This is a genomic window from Pseudomonas sp. PSPC3-2, from assembly GCF_049897085.1.
Taxonomy (GTDB): Bacteria; Pseudomonadota; Gammaproteobacteria; order Pseudomonadales; family Pseudomonadaceae; genus Aquipseudomonas; species Aquipseudomonas paraveronii.
Genome location: NZ_JAFCVO010000002.1, coordinates 171,745 through 186,051, shown reverse-complemented (window position 1 = coordinate 186,051; position 14,307 = coordinate 171,745). Strand labels below are relative to the sequence as shown.

At 58.0% G+C, this 14,307-nt stretch carries 13 protein-coding genes and 1 pseudogene; 10 read left to right on the top strand and 4 right to left on the bottom strand.

Features of this window, described 5'->3' with window-relative positions:
- Window positions 1-31: 31 nt before the first annotated feature.
- Together ACP7CJ_RS05750 and ACP7CJ_RS05745 are read left to right on the top strand one after the other, a co-directional pair.
- Entirely contained in the window at window positions 32-952 is a 921-nt protein-coding gene (locus ACP7CJ_RS05750; protein ID WP_276193031.1) for a universal stress protein, read from the top strand.
- Window positions 953-1,198: 246 nt separating this feature from the next.
- Window positions 1,199-1,879 (top strand): BON domain-containing protein, encoded by a 681-nt coding sequence (locus tag ACP7CJ_RS05745; protein WP_276193030.1) that lies wholly within the window; start codon window positions 1,199-1,201, stop codon window positions 1,877-1,879.
- Window positions 1,880-1,911: 32 nt separating this feature from the next.
- Here the strand turns inward: ACP7CJ_RS05745 and ACP7CJ_RS05740 are convergent, their stop codons facing one another.
- Window positions 1,912-2,982, bottom strand: a complete 1,071-nt coding sequence (locus ACP7CJ_RS05740; RefSeq protein WP_426099803.1) for a response regulator — start codon at window positions 2,980-2,982, stop codon at window positions 1,912-1,914.
- Window positions 2,983-3,679: 697 nt separating this feature from the next.
- On the opposite strand from ACP7CJ_RS05740, the gene ACP7CJ_RS05735 reads away from it, so the two are divergent.
- The 8 genes and pseudogenes from ACP7CJ_RS05735 to ACP7CJ_RS05700 all read left to right on the top strand — a co-directional run.
- Window positions 3,680-5,062 (top strand): NAD-dependent succinate-semialdehyde dehydrogenase, encoded by a 1,383-nt coding sequence (locus ACP7CJ_RS05735; protein WP_426099802.1) that lies wholly within the window; start codon window positions 3,680-3,682, stop codon window positions 5,060-5,062.
- A 63-nt stretch (window positions 5,063-5,125) separates the two neighbouring features.
- Window positions 5,126-6,265 (top strand): NAD(P) transhydrogenase subunit alpha, encoded by a 1,140-nt coding sequence (locus ACP7CJ_RS05730; protein WP_276193027.1) that lies wholly within the window; start codon window positions 5,126-5,128, stop codon window positions 6,263-6,265.
- Window positions 6,262-6,603, top strand: a complete 342-nt coding sequence (locus ACP7CJ_RS05725; RefSeq protein ID WP_276193026.1) for an NAD(P) transhydrogenase subunit alpha — start codon at window positions 6,262-6,264, stop codon at window positions 6,601-6,603. Before ACP7CJ_RS05730 ends, ACP7CJ_RS05725 begins: the two co-directional genes overlap by 4 nt.
- A gap of 9 nt (window positions 6,604-6,612) precedes the next feature.
- Window positions 6,613-8,049 carry an NAD(P)(+) transhydrogenase (Re/Si-specific) subunit beta gene (locus tag ACP7CJ_RS05720; RefSeq protein ID WP_276193025.1) on the top strand — a complete coding sequence of 479 codons (1,437 nt, stop codon included), beginning with the start codon at window positions 6,613-6,615 and terminating at the stop codon, window positions 8,047-8,049.
- A 343-nt stretch (window positions 8,050-8,392) separates the two neighbouring features.
- Complete coding sequence (locus ACP7CJ_RS05715; protein ID WP_247396059.1) at window positions 8,393-8,752, top strand: response regulator; 360 nt, start codon at window positions 8,393-8,395, stop codon at window positions 8,750-8,752.
- Window positions 8,752-9,363 (top strand): chemotaxis protein CheC, encoded by a 612-nt coding sequence (locus ACP7CJ_RS05710; protein ID WP_276193024.1) that lies wholly within the window; start codon window positions 8,752-8,754, stop codon window positions 9,361-9,363. Before ACP7CJ_RS05715 ends, ACP7CJ_RS05710 begins: the two co-directional genes overlap by 1 nt.
- On the top strand, window positions 9,320-10,705 hold the full coding sequence (locus ACP7CJ_RS05705) for an ATP-binding protein (RefSeq protein WP_426099801.1): 1,386 nt from the start codon (window positions 9,320-9,322) through the stop codon (window positions 10,703-10,705). Before ACP7CJ_RS05710 ends, ACP7CJ_RS05705 begins: the two co-directional genes overlap by 44 nt.
- A 2-nt stretch (window positions 10,706-10,707) precedes the next feature.
- Window positions 10,708-11,115 (top strand): annotated as a pseudogene (locus ACP7CJ_RS05700) (response regulator); the annotation flags it as partial.
- 103 nt (window positions 11,116-11,218) lie between these two features.
- Here the strand turns inward: ACP7CJ_RS05700 and ACP7CJ_RS05695 are convergent.
- From ACP7CJ_RS05695 to ACP7CJ_RS05685, 3 genes are read right to left on the bottom strand one after another with little or no spacing between them, the layout of a single operon-like run.
- Window positions 11,219-12,025, bottom strand: coding sequence for a CheR family methyltransferase (locus ACP7CJ_RS05695; RefSeq protein WP_276193020.1), 807 nt, complete (start codon window positions 12,023-12,025; stop codon window positions 11,219-11,221).
- A gap of 30 nt (window positions 12,026-12,055) precedes the next feature.
- Window positions 12,056-12,580, bottom strand: a complete 525-nt coding sequence (locus ACP7CJ_RS05690; RefSeq protein WP_247396053.1) for a chemotaxis protein CheW — start codon at window positions 12,578-12,580, stop codon at window positions 12,056-12,058.
- A gap of 41 nt (window positions 12,581-12,621) precedes the next feature.
- The gene (locus ACP7CJ_RS05685) at window positions 12,622-14,277 is read right to left on the bottom strand and encodes a methyl-accepting chemotaxis protein (RefSeq protein ID WP_346429956.1); all 1,656 of its coding nucleotides are present in this window, start codon (window positions 14,275-14,277) and stop codon (window positions 12,622-12,624) included.
- Window positions 14,278-14,307 lie beyond the last annotated feature (30 nt).

The following is a 14,307-nucleotide window of genomic DNA, read 5'->3' as shown; positions in this document are numbered from 1 at the left end:
GCGGTTACACGCGCTCAGGCCGAGGTATCTAATGCTGCCACTCAAACGTATTTTATTGATTGCACCCTCCGAGATGACGCGCACCCCGGCCTTTGACCGGGCCCAGGCACTGGCCAGGGCCGCCGGTGCGTTGTTGCACATTGTGGCGTTTGACTACGTCACGTCGCTGGCGATGGCGGGGTTGTTTGACCATGACGCGATGGCCCAGGCCAGGGAGGGCTACCTGCAGGTCCATCGCCACTGGCTGGAGCAGCAAGTGCGCTTTCAACGGCGCGCGGGGTTGCAGGTCAGCTGTGAAGTGGTGTGGGCCAAACCCAGCCTGGCGCAGGTGCTGGCGTATGTGAACGCGTTTCATGCCGACCTGGTGATCAAGGACGTCGAGCATGTGTCGGCGCTTGACCGGACCTTCCATCAACCCTTGGATTGGCTGTTGTTGCGCGATTGTCCGGCCTGCCTGCACCTGGTCACCGACGCCAGGCATCCGAAACCGTTGAAAGTCCTCGCGGCCATCGACTTGTCGCATCTTGAAGAGCTGACATACGGGCTGAACGAGCGCGTCCTCGAACTGGCGTCGACATTGGCACTCGCCTGCGATGCGCAACTGCACCTGCTGAATGTCAGCAACTGGTCGGTGGTGGGCGATACCACCACGAGTGTGCCAACCCAGAGCCTGGAGAGTAGTTTGGGCGACGCGATCAACGACGCACAGGCGGAAGCCTTCGACGCACTCGCCGAACGCTATAGCGTCGAGCAGAAACACCAACATGTGCTGACCGGGATTCCCCACAAAGTGATCAGCCAGTTCGCCCGGCGCAATGCTTTCGATGTGGTGGTGCTTGGCACGGTCTATCGCGACAGGCTTGACCGGCTGATTGGCAGCACCGCCGAGAGCGTGCTGAACCGCACCTCCTGCAGTTTGATGATCGTCAAGCCATCACCCTGCGTTGACTGAAACCGGCGATGCCATGAAGTCTCAAGGAGGCACCCATGCGCATGACGTTTCTGGGGGCGGCCGGCACCGTCACCGGCAGAAAGTACTTGCTGGAGCATCGACACCTGCACGCACTGTTTGGTTGTTCAGTGCAAAAATGAACGACCGCTTTATACCCAAGGATAGGTACTTTCCGACCTGCTGAAAATTATCGCAACGAGATACGCTTTGGCCGATTGAGACTTTTAAAAACACTGGAGCTTTTTTATGAACACCGATGAAAAGCTTAGGCAGCAAGTGATTGAAGAACTGCGTTGGGACTCGGCACTGAAAGCCGATCAGGTTTTAGTGCAAGTGTCTGATGGCATCGTCACGCTCACCGGCAACGTTGCCAGTCATGCCGAGCGGTGGCACGCGGAGCAGGCTGTCGCTCATGTTGCCGGTGTCGTGGATCTGATCAACCAGATCGATGTCGTGCTGCCCTCCAGCCATGTGCGCACGGACAGTGATCTCGTCGCGGCAGCCGTTGCCGCATTGCAATGGAACACCTCGCTGGCAGACCACCGCGTCAAAGTCAGCGTGGCGGATGGCTGGCTGGTGCTCGGCGGAGAAGTGGATTCTGAGCATCAGCGCCAGACGGCCGGTTATGCAGTGCGCTATCTGCAGGGGATCAAGGGGATCAGTAACGATATCGTGGTCAAGACGCAGGCCTCTGCACAAACCATCAAGACAGATATCGAGTCAGCGTTTCGACGCAAGGCCATCATCGACGCCCATGGTATTGATGTGCGCGTGGAGGGCGGGGACGTCACGCTATCGGGGATTGTCGGATCGCTCCCGGAACGGGAGATGGCGCGTTTGACTGCATCGAGCACTGCGGGTGTGCTGAAAGTTGTCGATAATCTGCTGGTAGCGCCTATCCGACCTGATACGCCTGGCTCGATATAACCGCGCGGGATTGCCCACAGTGTTGATGTTGATCATGGGATGAGTCCGTTGCGCTTACCATCGGCAGCCGCAACCGGCGTTTTTTCGCCGGCTGCCAGGGCGATGCGGGCGAGCTCGGGAATCGATTTGGCTTCAGTCCTGCTCATGATCGACGCTCTGTGCTTTTCCACTGTCCTTTGACTAATCCCTAAATCAGCCGCAATGTTTTTGCTCGGATGGCCGTCCAGAACCATCGCCATAATCTGGCGCTGACGTGCCGTGAGGTGGCTGATATGGTCAATGGCAGCCTTGCGAAGCACCTTGGAATCTTCGGTATCGACTTGATTGGCCAACGCTGCTGTCACACTGGTTAACAGCTGCTGATAACGAAACGGCTTTTCAATGAAGTCGCATACCCCCGCCCTCATTGCATCGACGACGTCTGCTACGCGGCTGTTGCAACTGATCATGAGAATGGGCAGCTCGTCACCCTGTGCTTTAAGACGGGCAACCACCTCGAGCCCGTTGATGCCCGAGGGGCGTGCCTCAATGATCAGGCAGCCCCTTTTGTCACCGGCATAACTGCCGAGAAACTGCTCAGCAGTGCAATAGTCACGCACCAGGTAACCTACTGACTCTAATACGCTGCGCAGGTTGTTGCGCAGCACCGCATCCTCGTCCACCACGTACATGACGGGTGGGTGCGAAGAGGGCATGGCGTGTGTGGTGGGTACTGCAGCTTTTGTACTTAATGCGGCGCCGAGGGTGGCGCGCAACACGTTCAAGCTCACAGGTTTGCGCAGGAGCACGCAATCGGCGGTCAGGGCTGATTGGGTAATCTGCTTTTTCGTATCGGCGGTCAGTATGATCGCGGGTGTGATTCGATTGAATTGACCGCGGATTTTTTGCACCAGTTGGACACCGTCCATGGACCGGTCAAGCGTGTGCTCCGTCAAAATCAGGTCCGGCTGAATGCCTGAACGCGCGATCCATTCCAACGCAGCGACGCCATCGCTGACCGCTACCGTCTGATAGCCCTGCGAACCTAGTCCGCAACTGAGCATGTCGCACAGCAGGGCGTCCGGTTCCACGATCAACAGCAGGCAAATGCGCGCCGTGCTCAACGCTCGAGCGCTCAGCTGTTTGTGCGCGCAGGGTTGAGTGACTGACGGGGGGGAGGGTTGGTCGAGTCCGAATCGACTCAACAACTTCTCCACAGTGGCATCCAATTGTTCGAGCACCCTGCGCGCAGGTGTCGTGGGGTCGAATTCACACGCCTCAAGCTGGCCCACAACGAGTGAAACCAACTGTGCTGTCTGGCGAAGTTTCTGATCAATGCCTTACAACCGTTCAGCGGAGGACGGGCAGTAGACGGATGCAGGGCCTGATGCCTGATGTGGCAACACATCTTCCGACAAGGATTGATTGACTTGCATGATTAGCCCTCCTGACAAGACACGGTGTCGTATTGTCTGTTGCGCAATCCTATGCAGTTTTTAAGGCGCGTTAATTGATCTATGTAAGTATTTACCGAGCCTCTACGAATCTAAATTCCTCAGTTTATTGCGAACAAACAGACCGCTCACGCTAAGCGTCTATATAAGGCGGCCTTTGGGTTTTAATTGTCGGTTTTTGCACCATCGAAGTGCGCTCGTAGCACCGTTAAAGTGCCAGCCCGCACTGAATGACGATGCCATCAGTAGTTTCCGACGCTAGCCACCCGCATGCATTCGGGCCACCGTAATGCCGGTTCATGGAGACGGCGACTGAACGTGGCCGGTTAGACGTTGGATAACTCAATCTCATTGGAAGGCAACCGTTATGGCTTATACGACTATCAATCCATACAACGGCGAGTTGCTCGCACAATTCGATACTCTGACGGCTGAGCAACTGGAGCACAAACTGGCGGCCGCGGCGCAGTGCTATGCGACGTGGAAAAACACAACGTATGCCCAGCGTGCATCGATCATCGCGAAGGCCGGTGAATTGATGCATCAGCGCTTCGATGCCCTGGCCCGTAAGATCACGCTGGAAATGGGCAAGCGAATCAACGAGGCCCGAGGCGAAGTGCAGTTCAGCGCCGATATCATGGCGTACTACGCCAAAAACGCCGAACGCTTCCTGGCCCCGCAAACGCTTGAGCCGACCCAAGGTGAAGCGCATATGGAGAGCAGTCCCATCGGCGTGATCTTCGGTGTCGAACCGTGGAACTTTCCCTTCTATCAGTTGGCTCGCGTGGCCGGCCCGCATTTGATGGCAGGCAACGTGCTGGTGATCAAACATGCCGGTTGCGTGCCTCAATGTGCGATCGCCTTTGAGCAAATCCTGCTCGAAGCCGGCGCTCCTGCCGGGCTCTATACCAACCTGTCGATCTCCCATGAACAGTCCAAACAGGTGGTCGATGACCCCCGTGTTCGTGGCGTTGCGCTCACCGGTAGTGTCGCCGCCGGTCGCAGCCTGGCGTCTTGGGCCGGGCAGAACTTGAAGCCATCCTCCATGGAACTGGGGGGCAGCGATGCCTTCATTGTGCTGGAAGACGCGGATCTGGATCTGGCCGTCAAATGGGCGATATGGGGGCGGATGTATAACTGCGGGCAGACCTGTTGCGCGGCAAAACGCTTCATTGTCGTGGATAAGGTGGCCGATGCGTTCCTGAAGGGCTTTCAGGCCGGGCTCGCGGCGCTGAAACCCGGCGATCCCATGGAAGAAGCGACGACCCTGGGTCCGCTGTCTTCGGAAGCGGCACTGTTGCAGTTGCTCGGGCAGGTTCGCACGGCGACCGATCACGGTGCCAGGATTCTGCTGGGGGGCACACGTATCGATCGCCCCGGCGCCTTTATGACGCCGACCATTCTCAGCGATATCGCCCCTGAAAACCCGGCGTTCCGGGATGAGTTCTTCGGCCCGGTGGCGCTGTTTTTCCGGGTCAAGGACGAAGACGCTGCGATCGCCTTGGCAAACGATTCTGACTTTGGCCTGGGCGGCTCTGTGTTCACACGCGACCTGGACAGGGGGCGTCGTGTGGCCAGTCGCGTGGAGACCGGGATGATGTTTATCAACAACATCAGCTGGAGCGATGCCGAGTTGCCCTTTGGCGGCATCAAGGACTCAGGCTATGGACGCGAGCTGGGCGACATGGGGATCCAGCAGTTCGTCAATAAAAAACTCGTGCGTTACGTGTCGGCTCAAGCTCCCGTCTGAAGCCTTGTCTTTTTTACATTCCGGGTGCCCGGCGATACGCGGGCGCCTTCAACGGAGCGCGCGATGTACGTCAATGTGGCTGTGCTGAAAGAAACCCACCCGCACGAACGACGTGTGGCCCTCGTGCCTGGCCTCTGCGCGAAGTTAAGTGCTTTAGGGGCAAAACTTCATATGCAGTCGGGGGCGGGTGACGCGAGTTTTTTGCCGGACGCGGCTTATTCGGACGTGTTGTTCGTGTCCAGCGGCGGACAGTGGCTGCATGAGGCCGATGTGCTTCTCGCGGTGCAGGCGCCTTCGCTTGAGGTCGTAGGCAAGATGAAGCCTGGGTCGGTACTCCTGTGTTTTGTGTATGCGCAGAAGAATCCGGCCTTGGTGCAGCGTTTATTGGAGCGCCAAGTCACGTGTTTTGCCATGGAGCGCCTGCCGCGCATCACGCGGGCTCAGTCGATGGATGCGCTTTCCAGTCAATCAGCGTTGTCTGGGTACTATGCGGTCCAACTGGGCTCGGTACAGATGTCTCGCATCCTGCCAAAAGTCACCACGGCGGCGGGTATCGTGGGGCCGGCGCGAGTGTTGGTCCTGGGATTGGGCGTGGCGGGGCTGGAGGCCATCGCGACCGCGCACCGCCTGGGCGCCGTGGTAGAGGGGTACGACGTTCGCCCGGAAACCGCGGAGCAGGCCAGATCCCTGGGCGCCAACTTTGTCGATGTGGGGGTCGATGCGCGAGGCAAAGGCGGTTATGCGCGGGAGTTGAGTGACGCAGAAAAAACGCAAGTGGCTCAAGTCTTGACTGAGCATATCCAACAAGCGGACCTGGTCATTACCACGGCGGCAGTGCCGGGGCGGCCCTCACCACGCTTGGTCAGTGCCGCACAGCTCGCCGGGATGAAGCCCGGTGCAGTGATCGTTGATCTTGGCGCCGAAGGCGGCGGCAATTGCGAAGGGTGTGTGCCCGGACAGACTGTCATGGTCGGCCAGGTAACACTGATGGCACCGTTGAATCTGCCCTCATCCTTGAGCCAGGACGCCAGCCTGCTATACGCAAAAAATCAGTTCAACTTATTGGCGCTGATGTTGAAGAACAACGTCATCAGCATCGACTGGGACGATCAGATTCTGGCGCAAACGGTACTCACCCACGCGGGCAAACTCATGCATGCGCTGAACCCAACGGATGCCGCAACCCAGGAGAAGACCTCATGAACAGTGCTGGCTTCGTCGGGCTTTATATTTTCATGCTCGCCGCGTTTGCCGGCTGGGTCATCATCGGCCGGGTCCCGGCCATTTTGCACACGCCGTTAATGTCGGGCTCGAATTTCATCCATGGCATTGTGGTGATCGGCGGGCTTATCGGGCTGCTCGATGCCGCGAGCGTGCCCGAACAAACGGCCGGTTTTGTCGCCGTGTTGCTGGGGGCGGGGAATGCCGCAGGCGGGTATGCCGTCACTGGCCGGATGCTGGCGATGTTCCAGACCAGCGCGCCGGAGCCCAAGCGGCGTAAAGCTCATCACTCTGCCACCCGGAAACCTGAAAAGGCTTGAGGTTTGATCATGTTGATTATGACGTCGCAGTGGCTGATTGGGCTGGTGTATTTCTTCGCGGCTTTTTTACTGATTTTCGGGTTGTGGCGCATGTCTTCGCCCGTCACGGCGGCCGGCGGCATTCATGTTGCCGGTTGGGGCATGGCGGCCGCCGTCATCGTGAGTTTTCTCTACGCATTCTCCGTGAGTGAGGCGGCCCGCCCACATTTGCCTGTTAACGTCAGCCTCGCGCTCGGCGCGCTGCTGTTGGGCGGTGGCGCAGCGTGGTGGAGTGGGCGCAAAGCGGCAATGACCGCCATGCCGCAGATGGTCGCGATATACAACGGCATGGGCGGGGGCGCCGCCGCCGCGATCGCCGCCATGGAGTTGTTCGGGAATCGAGTGTTCGACCTTTCCGCATTGGTCGGCACGTTGTTTGGCGCGTTGATCGGCGCCATCTCGTTATCGGGTTCCTTGATTGCCTGGGCCAAGTTGGATGGCCGCATCAACAAGCCATTGCGCATGAAAGGCCTGCAACTGATCAACGCCTTGCTGATGCTGGTGACGCTCTGCGTAGGCGCTTGGCTGATGGTCGTCATGCAGGCCGCACACGGTTCGTTAAACGACGTCCTGTGGTTGATCGGTGTGTTCTTCGGCTGTGCGTTGCTGTTCGGGGTGCTGATGACGTTGCCCATCGGCGGTGCCGACATGCCGGTGGTTATCTCTATCTACAACGCCTTCACCGGACTGGCGGTCGGCCTTGAAGGCTTTGTGTTGCAGGTTCCGGCCATGATGATCGCCGGCATGCTGGTTGGCGCTGCTGGCGTACTGCTCACATTGCTGATGGCCAAAGCCATGAATCGCACGGTCGCGCATGTGCTGTTTGCACGTTTTGGCGATCAGCCGGTTCGTAAAGGCGCAGCGATCGTGGGTGAGCTCAAGCCGACGGCGGCGAGTGATGCAGGCGTCGCCATGCGTTACGCCAATAAAATCATCATCGTGCCCGGCTATGGCCTGGCCGTCGCGCAGGGGCAACAAAAGCTCTACGAGTTCGTGAAGTTGTTGCAAGCCCACGGCGTGCTTGTGCGATTCGCGGTACACCCGGTAGCGGGGCGTATGCCGGGACAAATGGACGTGTTACTGGCTGAGGCCGGTGTGCCTTACGACCTGATATTCCAGTTGGATGACATCAATGCCGATTTCGCTGACACCGATGTGGTGTTAGTGATCGGCGCCAACGACGTGGTCAACCCCGCTGCACGCAGCGATAAAGCATCGCCCATCTATGGCATGCCGATCCTTGATGTGGACAAGGCTCATCACGTGTATGTGGTCAAGCGCGGGGAGGGCAAGGGTTATGCCGGTATTCAGAATCAGCTGTTTTACGCAGAAAACTGCAACATGGTGTACGGCGATGCGCAGGCCGTCCTGGTCAAGATGATCGAGGCGGTCAGAGGTTTGGGATAACGCGTTTTCGGGCTGGGCCAGGCCACCTTTCAGGCCGGCGGGCACCCCGCTCGCCGGTGGTGCTCTGCGGGCCGGGCTGCAACGGCGCCCAGGCGGGTCAGAAACAGCAGGCGTCATTAAATTAATCAGCGATCTGATGGTCCCAGTTCGGGAAATACACCCCAGGTCTATAGCGGCGTGTAGGGAATGCCCTACATGCGTCTCCAATCAATAGGGCAGTATCAGCATTGGCTGATGGCTCTTTGATATTCTTCAGGCTAGAGTGGTTAAAAGATTCTAACGAATCTTAGTTTCTGCGGCCTCGACCGACGCTGCGAGACACTTCATAAATGTGGAGTGCGCCATGAAAGTTCTAATCGCCGATGACTCATCCATGTCCCGCAAGCTGGTCTTGCGATCCCTGCCAGAATCACTGACCGAAGATATTCGCCAGGCCTGTAATGGTGCCGAGGTGATGGAGGCGTATCACGCCGGGTTGGTGGAGCTGCTGTTTCTCGACCTGACCATGCCGGTCATGGACGGCTTCCAGACGCTTGAGGCCCTCAAGCGTGAAGACGCCAATGTGGTGGTCGTAGTGATTAGCGCAGACATCCAGCCGCTGGCCAGGCAGCGAGTATTCGAGCTGGGCGCTGCTGCATTCGTCGCCAAGCCCGTTACAGCTGAAGCTGTACTCGATGCATTGCATCTCATAGGAGTGCTGTGATGGAAACCTTGGCCGCGCTCACCGAAGACCAACGTGATGCCCTGCAGGAACTGATGAATATTGCCATGGGGCAGGCGGCCGAGCGACTGGCCCTGCTGACCGATACCATGGTTACGCTTTCGGTTCCTTTCATTCACCCGCTGATTCGGGAACAGAACAAACTGTCGATTCCGGAGCATCTTCGCCGACGCTTCATGATTGTCACCCGCCAGTCTTTTCTGGGTGAGTTACGCGGCGAGGTGTTCGTGTGCTTTGGCTCGATGGGGGCCGATAAGCTGGCCGAGCTGCTGGGCTATAACGACGACGGCCCTGAGCAGCAGGAAGAGCTCATGTTAGATGTCACCAACATCCTGTCCGGCGCCTGCATCAGTGGCCTGGCCAGGCAGGTGGCGATACAAGTGAGCTATGACGCGCCGTCGATTCTGGTCCACAGAGAAGAGCCCACGAACGCACTGGATGAATTGAACCTGAACGAACACCTTGCGATGGTGTTAGAAATCCGTTTCGAGGTTCAGGCTCATCAATTCTCGTGCGACCTGCTGATCTGCATCACCGAACGTACAGCCGGTGTTGTCATTCGGGCCATCGATCGTTTGCTTTACGAGCTTTGAAAAGGGCGTCTTCATGACAGACAACAAGGCAATTTCCCGGGAAACCCTGGAGTCGATGCTCAAGGCGATCAATATGGGCGTGCTGCTGGTCGATCAGGACTGCAAGGTGCTGTTCTCCAACCACTTTATGTCTATCAATAGCGGCCGAAGTTCCCAGGAGCTGGTGGGGCGCACGCTGTTCGAAGCATTTCCGGAGCTGCCTGAGCGCTGGACCCGGCAGAAGATCAACAGTGTCTTCACGCTGCAAAACTTTGCTTTTACCTCCTGGCAGCAACGGCCGCACCTGTTCAATTTCGAAAGCACCCGGCCCATCAGCGGCATGGTCCGGCACATGTATCAGAACTGCACCTTCTTCCCCGTGCAGGACGCCGATGGCGGCAGTCTGGGTGTAGGCCTAGCCATCAGTGATACGACCGACACCGCGGCCCGCCAACTCGAACTGACGCACCTTAACGAGTTGCTAGAAGAGGAAAAGAGCGCCCAGGCACTGCTTATCGCACGGCTCGAAGACGCCCAGGCGCAGTTGCTGCAGTCCGAGAAGATGGCGGCGATAGGGCAACTGGCTGCGGGGGTGGCCCACGAGATCAATAACCCGATTGGCTTTGTTTGCTCCAACGTCAACAGCCTGCGCCGTTACCTCGTGGATATTTTCGCACTGCTCGATGCCTATGAGCAGGCCAGTGACGAAACACATGCCCATGCTCATCCTGAGCTCGCGGCCATGCGGGACAAGGCCGATTACAACTTCATGCGTCAGGACATCGACGAATTGCTCACCGAATCGGTCGACGGGCTGGACCGTGTCACTCGTATAGTCAAGGACCTGCGCGAGTTCTCCCATGTCGACAGTTACGAATGGCAGTTGGCCGATCTGCACAAGGGGCTGGATAGCACCCTCAACGTTATCTGGAACGAGATCAAGTTCAAGGCTCAGGTAATCAAGTACTACGGCGATATCGAACCCATCGAGTGCATGGGGTCACAGATCAATCAGGTTTTCCTGAACCTGCTCATCAATGCCAGCCATGCCGTCGGCGCCGACGGCGAAATCATCATCAGCAGTGGCAGGGAAGACGGCGGCGTTTTCGTCGAGATCACCGACAACGGTCATGGCATTCCTCTGGAAATCCAGAACCGGATATTCGAACCGTTTTTCACAACCAAACCGGTGGGCATGGGATCGGGCCTTGGCCTGTCGCTGTCGTACAGCATCATCGTCAAGCACCATGGAAGGCTCACCGTCAGAAGTGAGCCGGGCAGGGGCAGTTGCTTTCGCGCGTGGTTGCCATTGCGCCAGCCCCTGGTTCAGGCCCACTTGGCCTCTGCTGTTGAAGGTAGCTGATCATGGACACCCCTTCCTTGAGCGAAAAACGCCACACCGTCATGCTGGTGGACGACGAAGAAAGTATCCTCAACAGCCTGCGCCGCTTGCTGCGCGGCAAGCCTTACGACTTGCTGCTGGCCACGAGTGGGGCGCAGGCGCTGAGTCTTTTCGAACTGCACCCTATAGACATGATTGTCTGCGACGCGCGCATGCCGTTTATGGACGGTCCGACCCTACTCCGGGAGGTGCATAAGCGCGATCCAACATGCATGAATATCCTGCTGACCGGTTATGCCGACATGAGCATGATCACTCAGGCAATCAGCGATGGGTATATTTTCCGCTACATCAGCAAGCCCTGGAATGATGAAGAGCTTCAGCTCACCCTCGATCAGGCTCTGGACCTGCAGAATGTGCTGCGTGGCCGTGACAACCCGAAGGCGCTCATTAGCGAATAGAACGAAAAATTGCGCGCGATCGGGCTATCACCTCAGCGCCCCCACGCAACGTCAGTTGATGTTCGCTGGCAGCTCATGGTTTTTGATAAATCGAAGGCGCCACCAGCTTGAGCGCATCGCTGACGCCGTTCAGGCTTTCCGAATGACTGATCATGAAATAGCCGCCACGTCGCAGAAATGGGAGGAGGCGGCTGACCACTTTTCGCTTGGTCTCCTGATCAAAGTAAATCATCACGTTGCGCAGGAAAATCACATCGAATTCGCCCAATTTGGGCAGGGTCTCGATCAGGTTGACTTGAACGAAACTGACCCGGTGGCGCAGGGTTTTGTCGATCAGGAAGGTGCCTTCCTGCTGGCCAATGCCCTTGAGGCAGTATCGACTGAGCAAGGGTAGCGGCAGCCTGTTCGCGCGTTCCATCGAGTAATGCCCGTTCCGGGCCTTGGCCAGGACCTGGGTGCTGATATCTGATCCGATAACCTCCCAGGGCGTACTGCGCAGGTGTTCGGCAAGGGTCATGGCCAGGCTGTAAGGTTCTTCGCCCGAGGAACTGGCCGCGCTCCACACCCTGAAGGTCTTGCCTGGCGATGCGAAGGGCAATACCCGTTCGCGCAGGAACTCGAAGTGCTTGGGTTCACGAAAGAAATACGTTTCGTTGGTGGTCAACAGGTCCAGGGCAAACTGCAGCTCGTCGGGGTTCTCCTTGCCCATTATCATTTTGAAATACGCGCCGTAGCTCTCCAGCTCATGGAACTGCAGGCGCTTGAACAGACGTCCAGCAACCAGGGCCTTTTTCATGGGAGACAAGTGGATGCCTGCCGCGCCATAGAGCCAGGACTGGAACTGGGTGAATTCGCGATCTTCAAGATTGATCTGTTTCAATCCGAACTCCTTGTTCGTGACTCACTGGGCCTAGAGGGTAGGGCTGTCGCCGGCGTCCGCCAGTTGAGATATTTCATCCACGGATAACACCTTGTCGACCTGCAACACGATGACGAACCTACCGGCGACCTTTGCCATGCCGCTGATAAAGTCAGGACGAATGCGTGCGCCAAAGCTGGGGGGCGGCGCGATCTCGTCCGCCGGAATTGCCAGCACCTCTGACACACTGTCCACCAGAAGCCCGATATCCTGGGCCTGGTGGTCTTCACTGCTGGTTTCGAGGATCACTACACAGCTGCGTCGGGTCACCTTCGTGCAGGGCTGTCCGAACCGTGCCTTGAGGTCCAGCACCGGCACCACGGCACCCCGCAGATTGAGCACGCCGCGCACGAAGTCGGGCATCATCGGCACCGGGGTCACGTGTCCGTACTCGATGATTTCCTTGATACCCAGGATATCTATGGCGAACATTTCGCCGCCCAGCAGGAGCGTCAGGTACTGCGCCTCCTGCTTTTGAATCGCAGCCGTTTGTCGGGTATTGGTTAACGCGCCCATGTCGCTCTCCTGCATGAAAAAGCATCGCGTCCGGTTTGCGCTTAGAACCGCGTGAACTCGCTTTCGTCGGGGCCTGCGCTCTTGAGGAAGGTTTTCTGCTGGACCGCTCGCGGTGCCCGCGCCACCGCGCGCGACACACTGCTTGCCGGGCTAGGCTTGCCAAGTGTGACGTTCGATGCCCGCTCACCCGCCTCCAGTGTGAAAAAGCTCATGGACTGCTGCAACTGTTCGGCCTGGGTACTCATTTCTTCGGCGGTAGAAGCGAGCTCCTCGCTGCTGGAGGCATTTTGCTGAGTGACCTGGTTGAGTTGGTTCATTGCCGAATTGATCTGCGACACGCCGGCTGCCTGTTCTTCGGAGGCGGCCGTGATTTCCTGGACCAGATCGGAGGTCTTGTTGATCGAAGGCAGCATCTCGCCAAGCAAACGGCCCGCCCGTTCGGCCATTTCGACACTGCTGGTGGATAGCTCGCCTATTTCCAGCGCGGCCACCTGGCTGCGTTCGGCCAGTTTGCGCACTTCGGCCGCCACCACTGCGAAGCCCTTGCCATGTTCGCCGGCTCGCGCCGCTTCAATGGCTGCGTTCAAGGCCAGCAAGTTGGTCTGGTAGGCGATGTCGTCGATGATGCTGATGCGTTGCGCGATTTTTTTCATCGCCTGGACCGTCTGCTGAACAGAGTCGCCTCCGTCCCCGGCTTCCTTGGCCGCCTTGCTGGCCATGCCGTCGGTTATCTTGGCGTTCTCGGTGTTCTGGTTGATGCTGGCACTCATTTGTTCGATGGATGCGCTGGTTTCTTCGACGCTTGCGGCTTGTTGGCTGGTGGTCTGGCTGATGGACTGGGCTGTAGCGCTGACTTCCTCCGACGCGCTGGCCAGACCGTCGGCGGCATTGCGCACCTCACCGATAATCTGCGAAAGCTTGCCGACCATTGCCTGCATCGCCGTGAGCACCTGCCCGGTTTCGTCTCTGGAACCCCCTTCGATCTTCACGGCCAGGTTACCTTCGGCCAGTTGGCTGGCGACATCCACGGCCCTTCTCAGCGGGTTGGAAATGATGCGTGAGATAAACAACGCCAGCGCGATGCCCACCAGCAGGGCCACGAGTACCGCGGCGATGATTGACAGTCGCGCGTTCGCGTAGATTTCGTTACCCCGTTGATTGGCTGCCGTCGCCCCGGCGTCGTTGAAGTCGATAATTTTTACCAGGTCGCTGGCGACTTGTTCGAAGTCGCGTTTCGAGTCCCCTTTGAGAATGGCGTTGGTCTGTTCCTTCGCACCCAGCCGGGACTCGGCCAACAGGTTCTTGCTGGTATTGAGGTAGTTGTTCCAATCGTTCTTGAATGTATCGAACAACGCCTGCTCAGCCGGGCTTGAGATCAGCTCTTTTTCATAGCGCGCGATGCGGGTATCGACTTCCTTGCGAGCATCGACGGCCTCCTGTTCATATTGCGTCTGTTCTGTCGGACTGTCGGCCATCAGATGGCGCAGTTCCTTGATCCGATAGTTGGCGACAAAAAAACGGATGCCAGAGGCAACCCGCACTGAGGGCAACCAGTTGTCGCGCATCTCAGTGGCAGTCTCGTTGACCATGCCCAGTTGGATGATGGCGAACCCGCCCGTCAGGGCCGTCAGCACCAACACCAGCAAAAACGACGTGATGAGCTTGGTGGCTATTCTTAAATCGTAGAACCATTTCATTGAAAGGCCTCTCCATGTGCGGTGCGGTCG

Bases quoted from the DNA above. Each gene is read 5' to 3' on its own strand.
- ACP7CJ_RS05685 (WP_346429956.1), bottom strand. From the start codon at position 14,277: ATGAAATGGTTCTACGATTTAAGAATAGCCACCAAGCTCATCACGTCG.
- ACP7CJ_RS05690 (WP_247396053.1), bottom strand. From the start codon at position 12,580: ATGGGCGCGTTAACCAATACCCGACAAACGGCTGCGATTCAAAAGCAG.
- ACP7CJ_RS05735 (WP_426099802.1), top strand. From the start codon at position 3,680: ATGGCTTATACGACTATCAATCCATACAACGGCGAGTTGCTCGCACAA.
- ACP7CJ_RS05745 (WP_276193030.1), top strand. From the start codon at position 1,199: ATGAACACCGATGAAAAGCTTAGGCAGCAAGTGATTGAAGAACTGCGT.
- ACP7CJ_RS05750 (WP_276193031.1), top strand. From the start codon at position 32: ATGCTGCCACTCAAACGTATTTTATTGATTGCACCCTCCGAGATGACG.
- ACP7CJ_RS05715 (WP_247396059.1), top strand. From the start codon at position 8,393: ATGAAAGTTCTAATCGCCGATGACTCATCCATGTCCCGCAAGCTGGTC.
- ACP7CJ_RS05710 (WP_276193024.1), top strand. From the start codon at position 8,752: ATGGAAACCTTGGCCGCGCTCACCGAAGACCAACGTGATGCCCTGCAG.
- ACP7CJ_RS05730 (WP_276193027.1), top strand. From the start codon at position 5,126: ATGTACGTCAATGTGGCTGTGCTGAAAGAAACCCACCCGCACGAACGA.
- ACP7CJ_RS05725 (WP_276193026.1), top strand. From the start codon at position 6,262: ATGAACAGTGCTGGCTTCGTCGGGCTTTATATTTTCATGCTCGCCGCG.
- ACP7CJ_RS05720 (WP_276193025.1), top strand. From the start codon at position 6,613: ATGTTGATTATGACGTCGCAGTGGCTGATTGGGCTGGTGTATTTCTTC.